The organism is Nocardia sp. 149-1B (assembly GCF_057747975.1).
On sequence record NZ_CM173233.1, the window covers coordinates 3356738 to 3373882 of the forward strand.

The following is a 17145-nucleotide window of genomic DNA, read 5'->3' on the forward strand; positions in this document are numbered from 1 at the left end:
CACGAAAGCGACAAGACCCTGACCACCTTCCGAGAGCTCGGGGTGCTCCCCGAGATCTGCGACGCCCTCGAGCGCGCCAACATCGTCACCCCGTTCGCCATCCAGGAGATGACCCTCTCGGTCGCCCTCCTCGGCACCGACCTCATCGGGCAGGCCCGCACCGGCACCGGCAAGACGCTGGCGTTCGGCATCCCCGTGCTCCAGCGCAGCGTCACCATGACCGACCCGGCCTACGCCGACCTGCCGCAGGGCAAGCCGCAGGCGCTGATCGTCGCCCCGACCCGCGAGCTCGCGCTGCAGGTCTCCAACGACCTCCACCTGGCGAGCAAGGACCTGGGTCTCCGCGTCCTCACGGTGTACGGCGGGGTCGGCTACGACACCCAGCTCGACACGCTCGCCAGCGGGGTCGACATCGTCGTCGGCACGCCCGGTCGGCTCATCGACCTGTGCAACCGCCGGGCGCTGGACATCTCCCACGTGCACGCGCTGGTCCTCGACGAGGCCGACGAGATGCTCGACCTGGGCTTCCTGCCCGACGTCGAGCGGATCCTCTCGATGACCCCCGAGACCCGCCAGACGATGCTGTTCTCGGCCACGATGCCCGCCGCGATCGTCTCGCTCGCCCGCACCCACATGCGGCACCCGATGAACATCCGCGCGGAGTCGTCGTACGAGAACGCCACCGTGCCGGCCACCGCGCAGTTCATCTACCAGGCGCACGACCTCGACAAGCCCGAGATCATCGGCCGGGTGCTGCAGGCGGAGGACTCCGGGAAGATCATCGTGTTCACGCGCACCAAGCGTCAGGCCCAGCGGGTGGCCGACGACCTGGCGGAGCGCGGCTTCAGCGCGAGCCCCCTGCACGGCGACATGGCCCAGGTGGCCCGCGAGAAGGCCCTCAACCGGTTCCGCGAGGACAAGCTGCGGGTGCTGGTCGCCACCGACGTCGCCGCCCGCGGCATCGACGTGGCCGGCGTGTCCCACGTCATCAACTACACCTGTCCCGAGGACGAGAAGACCTACATCCACCGCATCGGCCGCACCGGCCGCGCCGGTGCCACGGGCATCGCGATCACGTTCGTCGACTGGCCCGACCTGGCCCGGTGGAAGATGATCAACAAGGCGCTCGACCTGCCCTTCGACGAGCCGCAGGAGACCTACTCGACCTCCGAGCACCTCTACCACGACCAGGGCATCGCCCCGGGCACCAAGGGCCGGATCGTCGACGCGGCCCCCGTGGAGCGCAAGCCCCGCGAGGACCGCGGCGAGCGTGGGCGTGGCCGTGGCGAGCGTGGTGAGCGCAGCGGTGGCGAGCGCAACCGCAACCGGACGCGCACCCGCTCCGGCGGCTCCGCTGCTGCCACCGGGTCGTCGGTCGAGCCGGCCGCCGCGCCGCCGGGCGAGGCGCCCGCCGAGGGCGGCGAGGCGCGCACCGGAGGGTCTCGCAACCGCTCGCGCTCGCGCAGCCGCCGTCGGTCCAGCGGGTCGGGCTCGGCCGGCAGCGGTCAGGCCACCGCCACCGAGTGAGGCTCACGCACCAGCACTGACACTGCGACCCGCCCGGAGCATCCGGGCGGGTCGCGGTGATCTCAGGCCGTGACGACGACGGTCGTGCCGAGGGGGGCGAACTCCCACAGCGCGATCGCGTCCGAGCGCTTCTGCCGCACGCAGCCGTGCGACTGCGGGGTGCCGAGCTGGTCGAGGGTCTGCACCGGCTTGCCGTTGTCGATCGGGATGTCGTGGAAGCCGATCGCGGCGCCGGTGTCGCCCTGGGTGAACCGCACGAAGTAGCGCATGGTGCCCGAGTCGTCGATGCCCCAGGCCTGCTCCGAGCGGGAGTAGACCGAGTAGGTCCCTGGGTCGAGGTTGTCGGTGAGGCTGCCGGAGACGAGGTAGGTGCGGACGACGTGCTTGGCGTCGCTCACCAGCCACACCCGCTGGCGGCTCTCGCTGAACACGATGCGCTTCCCGTGGCCGGTGCCGGCCGGCAAGGTGGTGTCATCGACCGGCTCCGTGTCGGTGTTCGTTGCTGTGCCGAGGTCGGGCTCGGTGCCCGTCGCGTCGGTGGTGCCGGACGGGCTCTCGGACGTGCCGGAGGTCGGCGCGGGGTCGGCGACCTTCTCGATCGCGCCTGCGGGGTCCTGGCGGTCGCCGGCCGCGGAGGGCAGTACACCGGTGCCACCGAGCACCGCGATCAGGGTGACCGACAGGGAGGATCCCAACGCCGCGAACCGGCCGTACCGCGGCCGCACCGGGGCACCGCGGTGCTGGCTCACTTCTTCGCCTTCTTCGCCGCCGGCTTGGCCCGCGGTCGCTGGGAGCGGATGACCAGGTTCTCGGCGACGGCGCGGTAGGCCTGGGCGCCCTTGCTGCTGCGGCTGGTCGCCAGGATCGAGCGGCCGGCGGCCGGCGCCTCGGCGAACTTGATGGTCTTGGGGATGGGCGGTTCGATGACCTTGAGGTCGTAGGTCTCCGAGATCGTCTCGAGCACCGTGCGCGAGTGGTTGGTCCGCCCGTCGTACAGCGTCGGCAGCACCCCCCACACCTCGAGCTTGCGGTTGGTGAAGCGGCGTACGTCGTGGACGGTGTCGAGCAGCTGCCCGACCCCGCGGTGCGAGAGGGTCTCGCACTGCAGCGGGATCAGCACACCGTCAGCAGCGGTGAGCGCGGCCACGGTGAGCACCCCGAGCGAGGGCGGGCAGTCGAGCAGCACCCAGTCGTACTCGAGCTCGGCCTCCTCGAGAGCCTCGATCATCGACTTCAGCACGTGCTCGCGGCCGGTGCGTGTGAGCAGCTCGGCCTCCGCGCGGGCCAGCTCGATCGTGGCCGGCACCAGGTCGACGCCGTCCTCGGTCTCGATGATCACCTCGGTCGGGTCGAGGCCCTTGGTGAGGACGTGGTGCACGGAGAGCTCGAGGTCCTCGGGGTCGATGCCGAGGGAGAACGTCAGGCACGCCTGCGGGTCCAGGTCGACGAGCAGCACCGAGTGGCCCAGCTCCGCGAGGGCCGCCCCTACCGAGGCGACCGTCGTCGTCTTGGCGACCCCGCCCTTCTGGTTGGCGATCGCGAGTGTCGTGGTCATGCGGGGTCCCCGCGCCGTTGTGCGCCGGCGGAGCGCAGCGGGGGAGGCGGAGAACGTCGCGGGGTGCTCATCGTTGACCATCATGCCGGACGAGGCGTCCCAGATCGCGCAGACACCTGTTTGACTTCTCCCATGTCGCCCACCGCTCTGGTCACCGGCCCCACCGCGGGCATCGGTCGCTCCTTCGCCCACCAGCTCGCCGCCCAGGGCTACGACCTGGTGCTCGTCGCCCGGGACCGGGCGCGCCTCGATGCCGAGGCCGAGGAGCTGCACACGACGTACGACGTGCTCGTGGAGGTGCTCGCGGCCGACCTCACCGACCGCGATCAGCTGGGCGCGGTCGAGGCGCGGCTGAGCGACCCGGCGCGGCCGATCGACCTGCTGGTCAACAACGCGGGCTTCGGCCTGAAGAAGCGGTTCCTCGACAACTCCGTCGAGGACGAGCAGGCGATGTTCGACGTGCTCGTGACCGCTGTGCTGCGGCTCAGCCACGCGGCGCTCGGCTCGATGACCGCGCGCGGCGGCGGCGGGATCATCAACGTCTCGAGCGTCGCGGCGTTCCTGCCCCGCGGGACCTACTCGGCTGCCAAGGCGTGGGTGAACAGCTTCTCGGAGTGGGCGCACCACGAGTACGCCCCGCAGGGCGTCACCGTGACCTGCCTGTGCCCCGGCTTCACCAAGACCGAGTTCCACGAGCGGATGGAGGTGGGGCGCGGCTCCGCTCCCGACTTCATGTGGCTCGACGCGGACGTGCTCGTCGCCCAGGCGCTGGCCGACCACGCCAAGGGCAAGGCGTTCTCGATCCCGGGGGCGCAGTACAAGGCGATCAGCACGGTCGCCCGGCTGGTGCCGACCGGGGTGCTGCAGCGGTTCCAGTCGCTCGGGCGGAAGTGATCCTCAGCCGACGACGGCGGGGGTGACCCGGCCGGAACGCTGGGACGCATCTGCGGCGAGCTCGAGCAGGCGCGCGTACTCCTCCGGGTCGGTCGAGTTGCAGCCGAGCTCGTGGTCGTTCTTGCCGTCGCCGTGGTAGTCGCTGGAACCCGTCGCGACCAGGGAGAGGTTGCGGGCGATGGCTCTGAGCCGCTCGCGCGCGGCGGGATCGTGGTCCTGGTGGTCCACCTCGATGCCGGCCAGTCCGAGCTCCTGCAGCTCCCCGAGCGTGTGCTCGTCGGGGCGCCCCAGGCCGCCGCGCCCCCACGGGTGCGCGATCACCGAGACCCCGCCGGCCTCCGCGACCACGCGCAGCGCGTCGACCAGCGCGATGGCGTAGCGGTCGATGTGCGCGGGCTTGCCCCACCCGAGGTACGTCGCGAAGGCCTCGTCGCGGTCGCGCACCACCCCGAGGGTCACCAGTGCGTCGGCGACGTGCGGCCGGCCGGTCGCGGCCGTCCCGTCGGAGGCGCGGCGTACGTCCTCGTCGGTGATCTCGACGCCGAGGGCGCGGAGCCGCTCGATCATCACGGGGACCCGTGACTCCCGACCGCTGAGCACCCGGTCGAGCTCCTCGGTGAGCGGGGCGTACGTCGGGTCGGGCAGGTAGGCGAGGAGGTGCACGCTGCGCCCGCGGTGGCGGGTGCTGATCTCCATGCCCGGCACCAGCTCCACCCCGACCTCCGCGGCCGCCGCGGCCGCCTCCGCCCACCCGGCGGCCGTGTCGTGGTCGGTGATCGCGAGCACGTCGAGTCCCGCTTCGGCGGCCGCGCGCACCAGTCCCGACGGGGTGTCGGTCCCGTCGCTGGCACGCGAGTGCGTGTGGAGGTCGATGCGCATCCGTGCAGCGTAGTGCCGCGCACGCGATGCCTCACCAGGTCGGACGTGGCCCCCCGAACGGGAGCTCGACCAGCTGAGGGCCGAGGTGGGACACGTCGCGGAGGATCCAGTCGTCACGCAGCAGCAGGAGCGCGGACGCCGGGCGCAGCACGATCCACAGCCAGCGACCACCGGCCTCCCCCGCGACCACGGACCGGTCGAACTCGCCGTCCGAGCTGCTGGTCGACACGTCCCACAGGCTCGCCGACTGGCTGCCTATCCGGATCCGGACCGTCGGCGGCCGCTGCCCGATGTCGGCGCCTGGATCGCTGTACCGCGTGCTCGCGCAGCGGGCCCCGAGCCCGGTGCCGGCCTCCTCGGCGACGACCAGGACGTCGACCGGCCCGTCCAGCTCGCTGGTGCCCGTCACGCACGTGAGCGTCGCGCGGGCGCTGCCCGGAGCGTCTCCCACGACCGCGAAGTCGGTCACGCTCCACCCCGGGCTCAACGGCCACGGCAGGTAGGTCGGGAACGACCGGGACGCTGCGAGGTGCTCCGCGAACGCGTCGTACGTCGCCTCGCCGCCGTGCCACAGCGCGTGGGTCAGCCCGTGCTCCGGGCACGCCCACCGGCCGGCCGGGTCGTCCGGCGCTTCCAGCACCGGCCCGGAGCACTGCACACAGCTGGCCGCCAGAGACATGGGTCAACGGTGCTGACCGCGCCTGCATGCGTCAAGGGCACAAGGTCCGGCTGTGCATCCACCCCACCGACGGTGGTTGAGGTGCGAGCGCACGCCGACGGTGGTCGAGGTGCGAACGCACGCCGACGGCGGTTGAGGTGCGAGCACGGGCCTCACGGTGGTTGAGGTGCGAGCGAAGCGAGCCTCGAATCCACCGGCAACCCAAGCGCCCGCGTCGAGATGTGCATCGGCTTCAGGCCGATCGTGGTCGCCGTCGCTGGCAGCAAAGCGGGACAGGTCCGCCGCGGCCACGGCCTCCTCCCGGCCCCCTGACCGCCGCCTCCCCGCGCGGTGGTTTCGACCTCCGGTGGTTGAGGTGCGAGGGCCCCCAGGCCCGAGCCTCGAAGCCACCCCGCGAAAGTCGAGTTCTCACCGGTCTCGTTGTTGACTTTCCGAACAGGTGTTTGATAGACTGTCGCCACGACTTCATCTCGGGAGTGGCGATGACCGCACAAGCTCACCCTTCACACCGGGTCAGCCGCGCCGTCACCGAGATCTCCGACGCCCTCGACCAGATCGCCGACGCGTCCCTGTGGTCCATGGACGTCCACGAGACCGCCGCCACCATCGTCGAACTCACCCGCGTCGCGGCCCGGGTCACCGAGCTGCAGGCCCGCCTCGCCACCCATGCCTCGTCCGTGGGTGTGGCGGAGCAGGTCGGCGCCACCTCGGTGCCGAACTGGTGGGCGCACCAGACCCGCCTCGCCCACGCCGAAGCCCACCGGATCACCAAGCTCGGCACCGGCCTCGACAAGCACCCCCTCGCGCACGCCGCCCTCAAGGCCGGTGACGTGCTGCCCGACCAGGCCGCGGTGATCATCCACGCCGTCGACGAGCTCCCCGACCACGTCGAGCCAGAGCTCCGCGACCGAGCCGAGGCCCACCTCATCGGTGAAGCAGCCCACTACAACGCCAAAGAGCTCGCCAACCTCGGCCAAGGACTCCTCCACGTCATCGACCCCGAAGCCGCCGACGCCCACCAAGCGAAACTGCTCTTGCGCGAGGAACGCGAAGCAGCCATGGCGACCCGGCTGACGATGCACGACGACGGCACCGGCCTGACCCACGGGCGGTTCACGCTGCCCACCGTCCAGGCCGAGATGCTGAAGAAGCAGCTCCTCGCGATCGCCGCCCCAAGCACCGCACCGCCGTCGACGGGCACCTCGGGGAACGCAAGCCCGGACCGCAGCGCATGGGACAAGCCCTCGTGGAGTGGATCGAGCGCTACCCCGCCAACCAGCTCCCCCACGCCGGCGGAGTGTCCGCCACCATGGTCGTCACCATCCCCATCGAGACACTGCAGGGCGGCCTCAAGCCCGGGGTCCTCGACACCGGCGCCGAGATCTCCCCCGGCCAGGCCCGACGACTCGCCTGCGAAGCCGGCATCATCCCCGCCGTCCTCAGCGGGACCTCCGAAGTCCTCGACCTCGGCCGCACCCGCCGCTTCCACACCAAAGCCCAGAGGATCGCGATCGCACTGCGCGACAAAGGCTGCACCGCCGACCGATGCGACTGGCCCCCCGGCATGACCCAAACCCACCACGACCCACCCTGGGCCACCGGCGGAACGACCGACATCACCCACGCCCGCCTCTACTGCCCCCACCACCACGCCCGAGCCCACGACCCCGACTACGAGACCACCCTGCTCCCCAACGGCAAGGTCGCCTTCACCCGGAGGACATAAACCGAAACGCCAGGGACCGCCACCACAACACCCGGGCCCCAACGCGCCCGCAGCACACCCGCGGACCGCAACCATGCCGCCCCAACCACAGCGAACCGCAACCACGCCTTCGAAAACTGAGAAGCGGAACCACACGCCCACCCGCCGGACGCCCGACCGCCGCCACCCCGCACAGGCCATCAGGCGCAGACCATCAGGCGCGTGGTCGACCTCAGGAGTTCCAGCGCTGCACGACGGGCGTCTCCCGCTCCCATGCGAAGACGGAGATCGTGGCGGTGTCGAGCTTGAAGTGCCGACCGTCGCCGACCGGGAGCTCGAGCCAGCGTGCGGCGAGCGCTCGCAGCGAGTGGCCGTGCCCGAAGGCCAACACCGGTCCGTCGACGGCGCGCGCACGCGCCACGAACCGGTCGAGCCGGGTGGTCAGCTCCGCAGCGGTCTCGCCACCGGGGGCAGGGTGGGTCCACATCGTCCAGCCGGGGACGTCACGACGGATCTGCTCGGTCGTGATGCCCTCGTAGTCGCCGTACGCCCACTCCGCGAGGTCCTCGTCCACGACCGCGTCGGGGAAGCCGGCGAGCTCAGCGGTACGGCGCGCACGCAGCCGCGGGCTCGTCAGCACCTCCGCGAAGCCCAGGCCGGCCAGGCGTGGCGCCAGACCGCGCGCGACCTCCTCGCCCTCGGGGAGGAGCGGCAGGTCGGTGACCGACGTGTGCCGACCGATCTCGCTCCACTCGGTGGCACCATGACGGACGACCCAGAGCTCACTCACCGGGCTATTCAAACAGCGCCGCTCGACCACGAAGACATCAGTCGTCGGCGAGCACGACCACCCGGTCGCCGGGCAGCACCCGGAACGTCTCCGCCTTCGCGGGGTTCACCCGAACACCGAACGTCTCACCGGCCCCGGCCAGGGCGACCGACTTGTAGCCCAGCGCGGTCTCGTTGCGGCGCGTGGCCCCCGCGACGATCGTCGCGAACGACACCTCGGCACCGGGCTGGACGTACCACTCCGCGGGGCGCAGGTAGATCTCGCTGCCCTCGTTGCCGAGCAGCTGGCCGAACACCAGCTCCAGCCGCGGGTCCTCGGAGAGCTGGGTGACCAGCAGGCTGACGATCTCGCCGCTGACGACCACGTCGTCGACGTGCGCGACCTGGGCGAGCACCCGGTTGCGGTCGTCGAGCATCTCGCTGACGACCGGGGTCGTCGCGTCGAAGCGGGACAGGATGTCGCGCACGTGCAGCAGGGTCACCAGTGTCCGGGCGTCGGCGGCCTGGGGCGCCAGGTCGTCGGAGTAGCAGAGCACGATCACCTGGTCGAGGCCGTCGACGACGTGCTCCTCCAGCGTCGCACGGTCGGTGGTGTGCCCGGACACGACGCGCACCTCGAGGTTGCGCAGCTCCGGGACGGTGGGGACGTCGAACGCCGTCAGCACGGTCAGCTCCGAGCCGGGCGTCGCGTAGTGGTCGAGCTCGCGCACGATGATCGGCGCCCGTTCGTTCCAGCCGATCAGCAGCGCCTGGCTCGGCCGCTCCTCGTCCGCGGTCGCGGTGCCGAGCAGCTCCAGGGCCGGGCGGCCGATCGCGTCCGGTTCGCCCTGGAGCGTCGAGTCGTCCTCGGCGACCACGATCAGGGTCTGCCCCGCAATGACCGTGTCCGGCAGCGGGTTGAGGGTCGGTACGCCGGCGTCGATCAGGCCGATCACCGAGGCGTGCTCGAAGGCGAGCTGCGCGTCGGCGTACGTCGAGCCGTCGAGACGGTGGTCGTCGAGGAAGTAGATCTCGTCCCCGTCGTAGTCGAACAGCTCGGTGTAGACCGCGGCCGCTCCCGACTGCCGCGACGTCTGGACCACGAGCTTGGCGACGGTCTCGCGGATGTCGAGCAGCACCGTGCGCTCGGCGCCCACGAGGCGGGCGGCCTCGAGGTTCGTGGGGTTGCGGATCTCCGCGACGATCCTCGGCCCCTCGGGGCCCGCGTGGGTCAGGGCGAGGAGGGTCTTGATGACCTCGCTGTCGGGGTCCTCGGAGCCCTCGGGGGCCAGCAGGATCACCGACCGGGCGGTCGGGTGGCTGCTCAGCGCGAGGTCGTCCAGGTCCATCGGCGACCCGGACCGGCAGATCACCCGGGTGCCGCGGAAGTCGTCGACCTTGGCCCGCAGGTCCTCCTCCATCTCGACCTTGTCGCGGTCGGCGAGCACCACGATCACCGGCTTGCGGCGGCTCTCGTTGGCGATCGTCAGCTCCCGGACGATCGTGAAGATGGAGTCGGACCAGCCGAGGATCACCGTGTGGTCGTGCTCGAGCACGATCGATCGGCCCCGCCGCAGGTCGGCGAGCTTGGTGTCGATGCCGGCGGCGATCACGCCGATCAGGGCACTGACGATGAACAGGCCGGCGATCGTGAGCACGAGCATGGTCAGCAGGAACCGCCAGGACGCGGCTCCGTCGCCCGCCACCGTGCCGGGATCGAGCGCGTGGAAGAGGTTCTGCATCAGGTCGCGGAAGAAGGGGCGGGCCTCGTCGCCCTCGGGCCGCAGGCCGAAGACCGACACGATCACCGAGAACAGCAGGATCAGGGCCAGCGTGACCACGCACAGCCACGCGATCAGGGCGGGGGTGCCCCGCGACATGCTGTTGTCGAACGCGTAGCGGAGCCGGTCGCCCAGACCTGACCGCGGCGCGTTGGCCGCTCGCGTCTGACCCGGCCCTGCTGCGCCCTTCGGCTGGGCCATCGCCTTCGCCGTCCGCTGTCGCAGCTGCTGCCCGGTGCGCGCCATCGTTCCTCTTCCCTGCAGGCCCGCTCGTCAGGCACGTGCTGACGGAATCGTGGCCCAGGTTGGCCCGACCGGCACCCCTTTTGGCCCAACCCGTGTCACCATTCGGCGCATGGATCTCACCCGGCCACGCCTGGCGACCGCAGCCGGCTTCTTCAGCCAGGGCCTGATCCTGCTGAGCCTGACGACGCGGCTGCCCGAGTTCCAGGACAAGTGGCACCTCTCCGACGTCCAGCTCTCGCTGATCCTGCTGATGATGATCCTGCTCGCCGGAGCCGGATCGGTCGTCGCCGAAGCGCTCGCCAAGCGCCGCGACAGCGCGCTGCTGCTCCGCGTGGGACTGCTGGTCGTCGCCGTTGGCGTCCCGGTGCTGTGCACGGCCCAGGTGACCGGGGTGTTCGTCGCCGGGATCGCGGCGTACGGCTTCGGGCTCGGCATGGTCGATGCGAGCACCAACATGCAGGCCGTCGCGCTCGAGCACCGCTACGAGCGGCCGATCCTGCCCTCCTTCCACGGCGCGTGGACCCTCGGTGGCGCGGTCGGCGCCGCGGCCACGCTCGGGACCTCCCACCTGCCGCTGTCGGCGAACGCCGCCGTGGGCGTGATCCCGCTGCTGGTGGCGCTGGCGCCGTTCCTGCCGCGCGACCACGGGCCGACCGAGCTGGCCGACGAAGTCGCTGTCCCGTGGCGACCGATCCTGCTGGTCGGCATCGCGATGGTGCTCTTCTACATGGTCGACACCGCCGTGCAGACCTGGGGCCCGCTGTTCCTCGACCACACCTTCCCCACCCCTGAGCGGTACGTCGCGCTCGCGGCGCTGGCCTATCTCCTCGTGAGCGGCGCCGTGCGGCTGGCCGGCGACGGTCTGGTCCGCCGCTTCGGCCCGGTGCCGGTCCTGCGGGCGGGTGCGGTCGTGGGTGCCGCGTCGTTGGCGATCGTGGTGTTCTCGCCCGACTGGCAGGTGGCGGTCCTCGGGTTCGCACTGCTCGGTGGCGGCGTCGCGGTCGTCGCGCCGCTGAGCTTCTCCGCCGCGGCCCGGATCGCCGGCGCCGCCGAGGCCGGCGAGGAGTTCGAGCCGGCGGTCCGCCAGGCCCGGGTCGACGCCGTCATCGCCCGCTTCAACCAGTTCAACTACGTCGGCGCGCTGCTCGGCTCGGTGCTCACCGGCCTGGTCGGCGCCGACTCGCTGCGCATCGGCTTCGCGGTGCCGATGGTGCTGGTGCTCGGCATCGTGCCGCTGGCTCCGGCCTTCGCTCCCCGGGTCGCCGGCACCCTGGTCAGTGGACGCCGGCCATCAGTGCCCTGATCGGCTTCACCGCCGCCAGCAGCGCCACTCCGACCGCGACAGCGGCCAGGCCCAGCACGAGGAAGTAGCCCCCCTCGTCGCGCCAGTGGTAGTAGCCGGCCAGCTTGCCCGACATCGCCGTACCCAGCGCGATCGAGAGGAAGTACAGCGCGACCATCTGCGTGGTGAACCGCCGCGGCGCGAGCTTCGTCGAGAGCGACAGGCCCACCGGTGAGATGAACAGCTCGGCGAGCGTGAACACCAGCAGGATGCCGGTCAGCGCGAGCAGCGGCGCGGAGTGCTCGCCGCCGGGGACCGGCAGGAACAGCAGGAACGCCGCGCCCATCGAGATCGTGCCGACCGCGAACTTCACCGGTGTCGACGGCTGTCGCGCCCCGAGCCGGGTCCAGACCGCGGCGAACACCGGTGCGAGCAGGATGATGAAGACCGGGTTGATCGACTGCACCCACGAGACCGGCATCTCCCAGCCGAAGAACCCACGGTCCAGCCGCTTGTCGGAGTAGATCGTGACCACGGTGAACTGCTGCTGGTAGAGCGACCAGAAGACCGCGTTCGCGATGAACAGCGGGACGAACGACCACACCCGGCTCCGCTCGACCGCCGAGATCTCGCTGCTGGCCAGCATCACCACGAAGTACGCGATCGCGGCGACCACCGTCACGCCGACCACCACGTCGGAGAGGTTGTCGGCGGTGATCACGTCGAGCAGCACCAGCAGGGTCACCACCGCAACGGCCACCACGGCGACAGCGACCCACCGTGCCCGCTCCCCCGCCGGCAGCGGGTGCGGGGCGACGCGGGTCTCGTCGGGCAGCCGGCGCCGGCCCACGGAGTACTGCAGCAGGCCGAGGAACATCCCGATCGCCGCCAGCCCGAAGCCGTAGTGGAAGCCCCAGTCCTCCTGCAGCAGGCCGGTCAGCAGCGGCCCGGCGAACGCGCCGAGGTTGATCCCCATGTAGAACAGCGAGAAGCCACCGTCACGACGGTCGTCGTCCTCGGCGTAGAGCGAGCCCACCAGCGAGCTGGCGTTGGCCTTCACCCCGCCACTGCCCAGGGCGATCAGCACCAGGCCAAGGCCGACCCCACCCAGGCCCGGGACGAGCGCGAGCGCGATGTGCCCGGCCATGACCACCGCGGCGGCGTAGAACAGCGTGCGCTCGGGCCCGAGCACCCGGTCGGCCAGCCAGCCGCCGATGATCGTGGCCAGGTAGACCCCGCCGCCGTACGCCCCCACGATCTGGGTGGCTGTGGACTCCGAGATCCCGAGTCCACCGTCCGCGGCGGAGTAGTACAGGTAGATCAGCAGGATGCCCTGCATGCCGTAGAAGCTGAAGCGCTCCCACATCTCCACGCCGAAGAGGTTGGCCAGCGGGCGTGGGTGCCCGAAGAAGCCCCGGTCCTGCTCTCGCTCCTGGGCGGGTACGGCGGTGTCCGCAGTGCTCATTCGTTGCCCGTGCCCGAGTCAGCGCCCGGGCAAACGAGGCAGCGCGTCTAGTCGGCAGACCCCTGCGGCCCCGGGGTTTCGAGACGCGTCGGGTCAGACCGTCGCTGCGCTCCTGCCTGACCCGACGCTCCTCAACCTTCGCGGCTTCTCCCCCACCTCGCTAGCTCGGTGTGGGGCCGCTCCAGTTCTTGTCCGGCTGCGGGACCGGACGGCCGGGCTGCTCGCCACCGCGGGCCTCGAGGTAGTTGTTCTTCGGCACCATCACCTTGCGGCGGAAGATGCACACCACCTTGCCGTCCTGGTTGTAGCCGATGGTCTCGACGTGGACCACGCCTCGGTCGTCCTTGGAGGTCGACTCCCACTTGTCCAGCACCGTGGTCTCGCCGTACAGCGTGTCCCCGTGGAACGTCGGAGCGACGTGCCGCAACGACTCGATCTCCAGGTTGGCGATGGCCTTGCCCGAGATGTCGGGCACGCTCATGCCGAGCAGGATCGAGTAGACGTAGTTGCCGACCACGACGTTCTTGCCGAACTGGGTCGTCTCCTCGGCATAGTTGGCGTCGAGGTGGAGCGGGTGGTGGTTCATCGTGAGCAGGCAGAACAGGTGGTCGTCGTACTCGGTGACCGTCTTGCCTGGCCAGTGCTTGTAGGTCGCGCCGACCTCGAACTCCTCGTAGCTGCGTCCGAACTGCATGCGCACACTCTGCCCGGGCGAGGGGCCGACCGCACCGTGGCCTATCTCACCAGCAGCATGGGTGAGACTCAGGAACCTCCGCCGCCGGCCTTGCGGCGGTGCAGCTTGGGTGCTCCTCCGACCACCTCGGACCCATGGGCCTTCTCGTGGACCGGACCGTCCTGCTGAACGCCCTTCGCCTTGTTGTTCTTCCGGTCGAGCGCCTCGCGCATCTTCGCCTTGAGGTCGTCGTTGGCGTGCTCGTCGGTCATGCTTCACCTTCGCACGATTCGAGCCGATCAGCCAGCGAGATCACAGGCGTGGCGACCGGTTCGCGGCTGGCGCGGGGGCAGCACCGCCCGCCTACACTGAGGATCGGCGGCGAGCACAGGGGGGGACGACATGGACGGGAAGATCCCGGGTGCGACCCTCGCCACGCTCGCCATGGTGCTGGTGCTCGTCGGTGGCGCGGTCGCCGCCGTCCTGCTGACCCACCGCTCCCCTGTCGCCAGCCCGATGCAGGTGACCGGACCGCGGGCGGCCACGCCCTCGGGAGCAGTCAGCGGCGCACCCGCGCCGGCGCGCAACCCCGGAGCGAGGGGCGCCGGCGGGCTCTCCGACCCGACCGGGCAGACCTGCGTGCACCCACCGCGCCGCCAGCGCCTCGAGGTGCTCACCTACAACATCCACGCCGCCGTCGGCCCCGACGGGCGCGTGCACCTCGACAGCCTGCTCCAGGAGATCGAGCAGTGGCGACCCGACGTCGTGCTGCTCCAGGAGGTGGACCGGTTCCAGGTGCGGACCGGTGGCATCGACACTCCGGCGGACCTGGCCGACCGGCTGGGCTGGTCGTGGACGTTCGGAGGCAACCTCCAGCACGGGTCGGCCCGCTACGGCAACGCGATCTTGAGCCGCTTCCCGATCCTGACCTCGCGCCAGCTCCTGCTGCCGAACCCCACGCACACCGAGCAACGGGGCCTGCTGCACGCCGTCGTGAACGTGAACGGCGTCCAGGTGAGCATCTACGCCACCCACCTCGACCAGCGGTCCCCGGCCGCCCGGATCGCCCAGGCTCGGGCCATCGTCGGACAGCTGCGAGCCGACCCGCTCCCGATCATCCTGGGCGGCGACCTGAACTCCCAGCCGACGTCGCCGGCGGTCGGCATCCTGGACTCCCAGCTCGCCGACACCTGGCTGGAGGTCGGCAAGGGCCTGGGCCGCTCGGTGCCCCGGGCTCGCATCGACTACCTCCTCCACAGCGGCTCGGACCGGGGCACGACCATCACGTCGCGACGGGCGATGGTGCTGCAGTCGGACTTCTCGGACCACAACCCGGTGTGGGCGTCGTACGAGATCCGCGGGCTGGGCAAGCTGGTGTGCGTGCCCGTCTTCACCGGGCGGGGCTAGGCACTAGGCCTCGGCGGCCTCGGCGGCCTCGGTGGGGGCGGGCGTGACCTCTGGCTCGGGATCGCGCAGCAGGAGCGTCGCCATGATCGCGAGCGCCCGGTCGAGGAGCTCGCTGTCGGGGACCTCGTCAGCGGAGCGGCCGCCGTCGCGGTAGCGGGGCGTCAGCTCGTCGAGGTCGCCGATGACCGGGTAGCCGGCGGCACGGATCGCGCGCACCATGGCGGTCGACATCCGGTCGACGGGGGCGCGGTGGTCCAGGGGGACGCTCAACGGCCCAGCAGCCTGGTCAGCGGTGAGCAGACGCTCGGCGAACCCGAGCTTGATCTTGCGCGAGTGCTCGGGCCAGGGCAGGTCCGCGGGCAGGTGCTCGACCAGGCGCCGGAGCAGCTCGGTCTCCGCGGCACCGAGCGATGGGTTCCGCACCCGCAGCCGCGGACGGTAGCCGGCGTCGGGAAGGTCGGCGGCCACTCGGAACCGCTCCCACAGCACCTCCGGCTCGGCGCCGGGGGGCGGCACGGTCACGAACCGCAGGTGCTCGGCGCCCACCAGCTCGGCCCAGCGCCGCCCGATCATCGCGATGTTCTGGGACCGCCACAGGCCCTCGGTGGTGGGCACGCCCTTCCACCCCACGATGGCCTCGTCGAGGAAGTCCTCGTACGGCGTGGTGTCGCCGTTCTTGACCTTCTCCTGCCAACAGGCGGGCAGCTGCCGGGCCAGGTCACGGCAGGTGATCACCACCCGCAGCTCGTGGTCGGGGAAGGCCGCGACGATGCGCTCGATCAGCCGCTTGCGCGACGAACCGAAGCTCTCGTGGGAGAGCAGCGCGCTGCCCGGGTGCTCCCGGACGTCGCGCACCACCTGCTCCCACGCCGCTGGCGCCTTCTCGTACTCGTGCCCCCGGAAGCCCGACTCACGCAGCCCCATCGCCTCGAGGAAGTGGCTGCTGCGCTGTCCCGGGTAGAGCACCCCGGCCTCGCGGAGCACCTTCCGGTTGCGCGCCAGCAGGCCCTGCAGGTAGGTCGTCCCGCTCTTCGGGGTCCCGATGTGCAGGACCAGGAGGCGACGAACCGTCATGAAAGCCGGTAGTCCTTGAGCAACGATCTGCCGATGATCATCTTCTGGATGTCGCTGGTGCCCTCACCGATCAGCATGAACGCCGCCTCGCGGTAGAGCCGCTCGATCTCGTACTCCTTGGAGTAGCCGTAGCCGCCGTGGATCCGGAAGGAGTCCTGGACGACCTCGTTGCAGTACTCGGCGGCCAGCATCTTCGCCATGCCGGCCTCGACGTCGTTGCGCTCGCCGGAGTCCTTCGTGCGAGCGGCTCGGACCATCATCGTGTGAGCGGTCTCGACCTTGGTGGCCATCTCCGCGATGCGGAAGAGGATCGCCTGGTGCTCGGCGATCGGCTTGCCGAACGTCTCACGCTGCTGGGCGTAGGCGATCGCGAGCTCGAAGGCGCGGTTGGCGATGCCGACGGCGCGGGCGGCGACGTTGACGCGGCCGACCTCGACGCCGTCCATCATCTGGTAGAAGCCCTGTCCGGGCTTGCCACCCAGGACCTGGTCGGCCGAGACGCGGTGCCCCTCGAAGATCGCCTCCGTGGTCTCGACGCCCTTGTAGCCCATCTTGTCGAGCTTGCCGGGGATCGTCAGGCCGGGTGCGGTCTCGCCGAAGCCGGGCTCCTTCTCGACCAGGAACGTCGTCATGTTCTTGTAGACCGAGTCGGCTCCCTCGTCGGTCTTGGCGAGCACGGCGACCAGGGTGGAGGTGCCGCCGTTGGTCAGCCACATCTTCTGGCCGGTGATGCTGTACTCGTCGCCCTCGCGGACCGCCTTGGTCTTGACCGCCGACACGTCGGACCCGAGGCCCGGCTCGGACATCGAGAACGCACCGCGGACCTCGCCCGTCGCCATCTTGGGCAGGTACTTGCGCTTCTGCTCCTCGGTGCCGTGCCGCATCAGCATGTAGGCCACGATGAAGTGGGTGTTGATCACGCCGGAGACGCTCATCCAGCCGCGCGCGATCTCCTCGACGCACAGCGCGTAGGTGAGCAGCGACTCGCCGAGGCCGTCGTACTCCTCGGGGATCATCAACCCGAAGATGCCCAGCTCCTTCAGGCCGTCGACGATCTCCTGCGGGTATTCGTCCGCGTGCTCGAGCTCGGTCGCGACAGGGAGGATCTTGTCCTCGACGAAGGTGCGCACCGCCTTGAGGATCTCGCGCTGGTCCTCGGACAGTCCCTCGGTTTCACACAGGCGGCCCATTGGCTTCCCTTTCACGTGGC

At 70.8% G+C, this 17145-nt stretch carries 16 protein-coding genes and 1 pseudogene; 6 read left to right on the top strand and 11 right to left on the bottom strand.

Translation table 11 applies throughout. The features are described 5' to 3' along the window. Positions 1-42 precede the first annotated feature (42 nt). Positions 43-1527 carry a DEAD/DEAH box helicase gene (locus AC3ANS_RS16030; RefSeq protein ID WP_488292577.1) on the top strand — a complete coding sequence of 495 codons (1485 nt, stop codon included), beginning with the start codon at positions 43-45 and terminating at the stop codon, positions 1525-1527. A gap of 62 nt (positions 1528-1589) precedes the next feature. Here AC3ANS_RS16030 and AC3ANS_RS16035 read toward each other — a convergent pair whose 3' ends face one another. Further along, positions 1590-2276 carry a L,D-transpeptidase gene (locus tag AC3ANS_RS16035; RefSeq protein WP_488292578.1) on the bottom strand — a complete coding sequence of 229 codons (687 nt, stop codon included), beginning with the start codon at positions 2274-2276 and terminating at the stop codon, positions 1590-1592. Then, positions 2273-3082 (bottom strand): ParA family protein, encoded by an 810-nt coding sequence (locus AC3ANS_RS16040; RefSeq protein ID WP_488292579.1) that lies wholly within the window; start codon positions 3080-3082, stop codon positions 2273-2275. Before AC3ANS_RS16040 ends, AC3ANS_RS16035 begins: the two co-directional genes overlap by 4 nt. 132 nt (positions 3083-3214) lie before the next feature. Here AC3ANS_RS16040 and AC3ANS_RS16045 point away from each other — a divergent pair, with 132 nt between their 5' ends. Beyond that, on the top strand, positions 3215-3976 hold the full coding sequence (locus tag AC3ANS_RS16045; protein WP_488292580.1) for an SDR family NAD(P)-dependent oxidoreductase: 762 nt from the start codon (positions 3215-3217) through the stop codon (positions 3974-3976). Positions 3977-3979: 3 nt separating this feature from the next. On the opposite strand, the gene AC3ANS_RS16050 is transcribed toward AC3ANS_RS16045, so the two are convergent. Beyond that, positions 3980-4855 (bottom strand): PHP domain-containing protein, encoded by an 876-nt coding sequence (locus AC3ANS_RS16050; protein WP_488292581.1) that lies wholly within the window; start codon positions 4853-4855, stop codon positions 3980-3982. A gap of 31 nt (positions 4856-4886) precedes the next feature. Next, complete coding sequence (locus AC3ANS_RS16055; RefSeq protein WP_488292582.1) at positions 4887-5534, bottom strand: DUF6758 family protein; 648 nt, start codon at positions 5532-5534, stop codon at positions 4887-4889. Between the two features lie 578 nt (positions 5535-6112). Here AC3ANS_RS16055 and AC3ANS_RS16060 point away from each other — a divergent pair. After that, positions 6113-6673, top strand: a pseudogene (locus tag AC3ANS_RS16060) (DUF222 domain-containing protein); the annotation flags it as partial. 92 nt (positions 6674-6765) lie between these two features. Beyond that, complete coding sequence (locus AC3ANS_RS16065) at positions 6766-7260, top strand: HNH endonuclease signature motif containing protein (RefSeq protein WP_488292583.1); 495 nt, start codon at positions 6766-6768, stop codon at positions 7258-7260. Between the two features lie 211 nt (positions 7261-7471). Here the strand turns inward: AC3ANS_RS16065 and AC3ANS_RS16070 are convergent, their stop codons facing one another. After that, positions 7472-8029, bottom strand: coding sequence for a histidine phosphatase family protein (locus AC3ANS_RS16070; RefSeq protein ID WP_488292584.1), 558 nt, complete (start codon positions 8027-8029; stop codon positions 7472-7474). Between the two features lie 37 nt (positions 8030-8066). After that, complete coding sequence (locus AC3ANS_RS16075) at positions 8067-10034, bottom strand: CASTOR/POLLUX-related putative ion channel (protein WP_488292585.1); 1968 nt, start codon at positions 10032-10034, stop codon at positions 8067-8069. A gap of 109 nt (positions 10035-10143) precedes the next feature. On the opposite strand from AC3ANS_RS16075, the gene AC3ANS_RS16080 reads away from it, so the two are divergent. Continuing rightward, entirely contained in the window at positions 10144-11337 is a 1194-nt protein-coding gene (locus AC3ANS_RS16080; protein WP_488292586.1) for an MFS transporter, read from the top strand. On the opposite strand, the gene AC3ANS_RS16085 is transcribed toward AC3ANS_RS16080, so the two are convergent. The 3 genes from AC3ANS_RS16085 to AC3ANS_RS16095 all read right to left on the bottom strand — a co-directional run bounded on the left by AC3ANS_RS16085 (position 11309) and on the right by AC3ANS_RS16095 (position 13726). Next, on the bottom strand, positions 11309-12781 hold the full coding sequence (locus tag AC3ANS_RS16085) for a peptide MFS transporter (protein ID WP_488292587.1): 1473 nt from the start codon (positions 12779-12781) through the stop codon (positions 11309-11311). The two genes, AC3ANS_RS16080 and AC3ANS_RS16085, sit on opposite strands and share 29 nt — an antisense overlap. Before the next feature lie 160 nt (positions 12782-12941). Continuing rightward, positions 12942-13475 carry a MaoC family dehydratase gene (locus AC3ANS_RS16090; protein ID WP_488292588.1) on the bottom strand — a complete coding sequence of 178 codons (534 nt, stop codon included), beginning with the start codon at positions 13473-13475 and terminating at the stop codon, positions 12942-12944. Positions 13476-13543: 68 nt separating this feature from the next. Beyond that, positions 13544-13726 (bottom strand): DUF5302 domain-containing protein, encoded by a 183-nt coding sequence (locus AC3ANS_RS16095; protein WP_488292589.1) that lies wholly within the window; start codon positions 13724-13726, stop codon positions 13544-13546. A 130-nt stretch (positions 13727-13856) separates the two neighbouring features. On the opposite strand from AC3ANS_RS16095, the gene AC3ANS_RS16100 reads away from it, so the two are divergent. Then, positions 13857-14861 (top strand): endonuclease/exonuclease/phosphatase family protein, encoded by a 1005-nt coding sequence (locus AC3ANS_RS16100; RefSeq protein ID WP_488292590.1) that lies wholly within the window; start codon positions 13857-13859, stop codon positions 14859-14861. A 3-nt stretch (positions 14862-14864) separates the two neighbouring features. On the opposite strand, the gene AC3ANS_RS16105 is transcribed toward AC3ANS_RS16100, so the two are convergent. Beyond that, complete coding sequence (locus AC3ANS_RS16105; protein WP_488292591.1) at positions 14865-15935, bottom strand: hypothetical protein; 1071 nt, start codon at positions 15933-15935, stop codon at positions 14865-14867. After that, positions 15932-17125, bottom strand: coding sequence for an acyl-CoA dehydrogenase family protein (locus AC3ANS_RS16110; protein ID WP_488292592.1), 1194 nt, complete (start codon positions 17123-17125; stop codon positions 15932-15934). The genes AC3ANS_RS16105 and AC3ANS_RS16110 overlap by 4 nt, the downstream gene beginning before the upstream one ends. Positions 17126-17145: the final 20 nt, after the last annotated feature.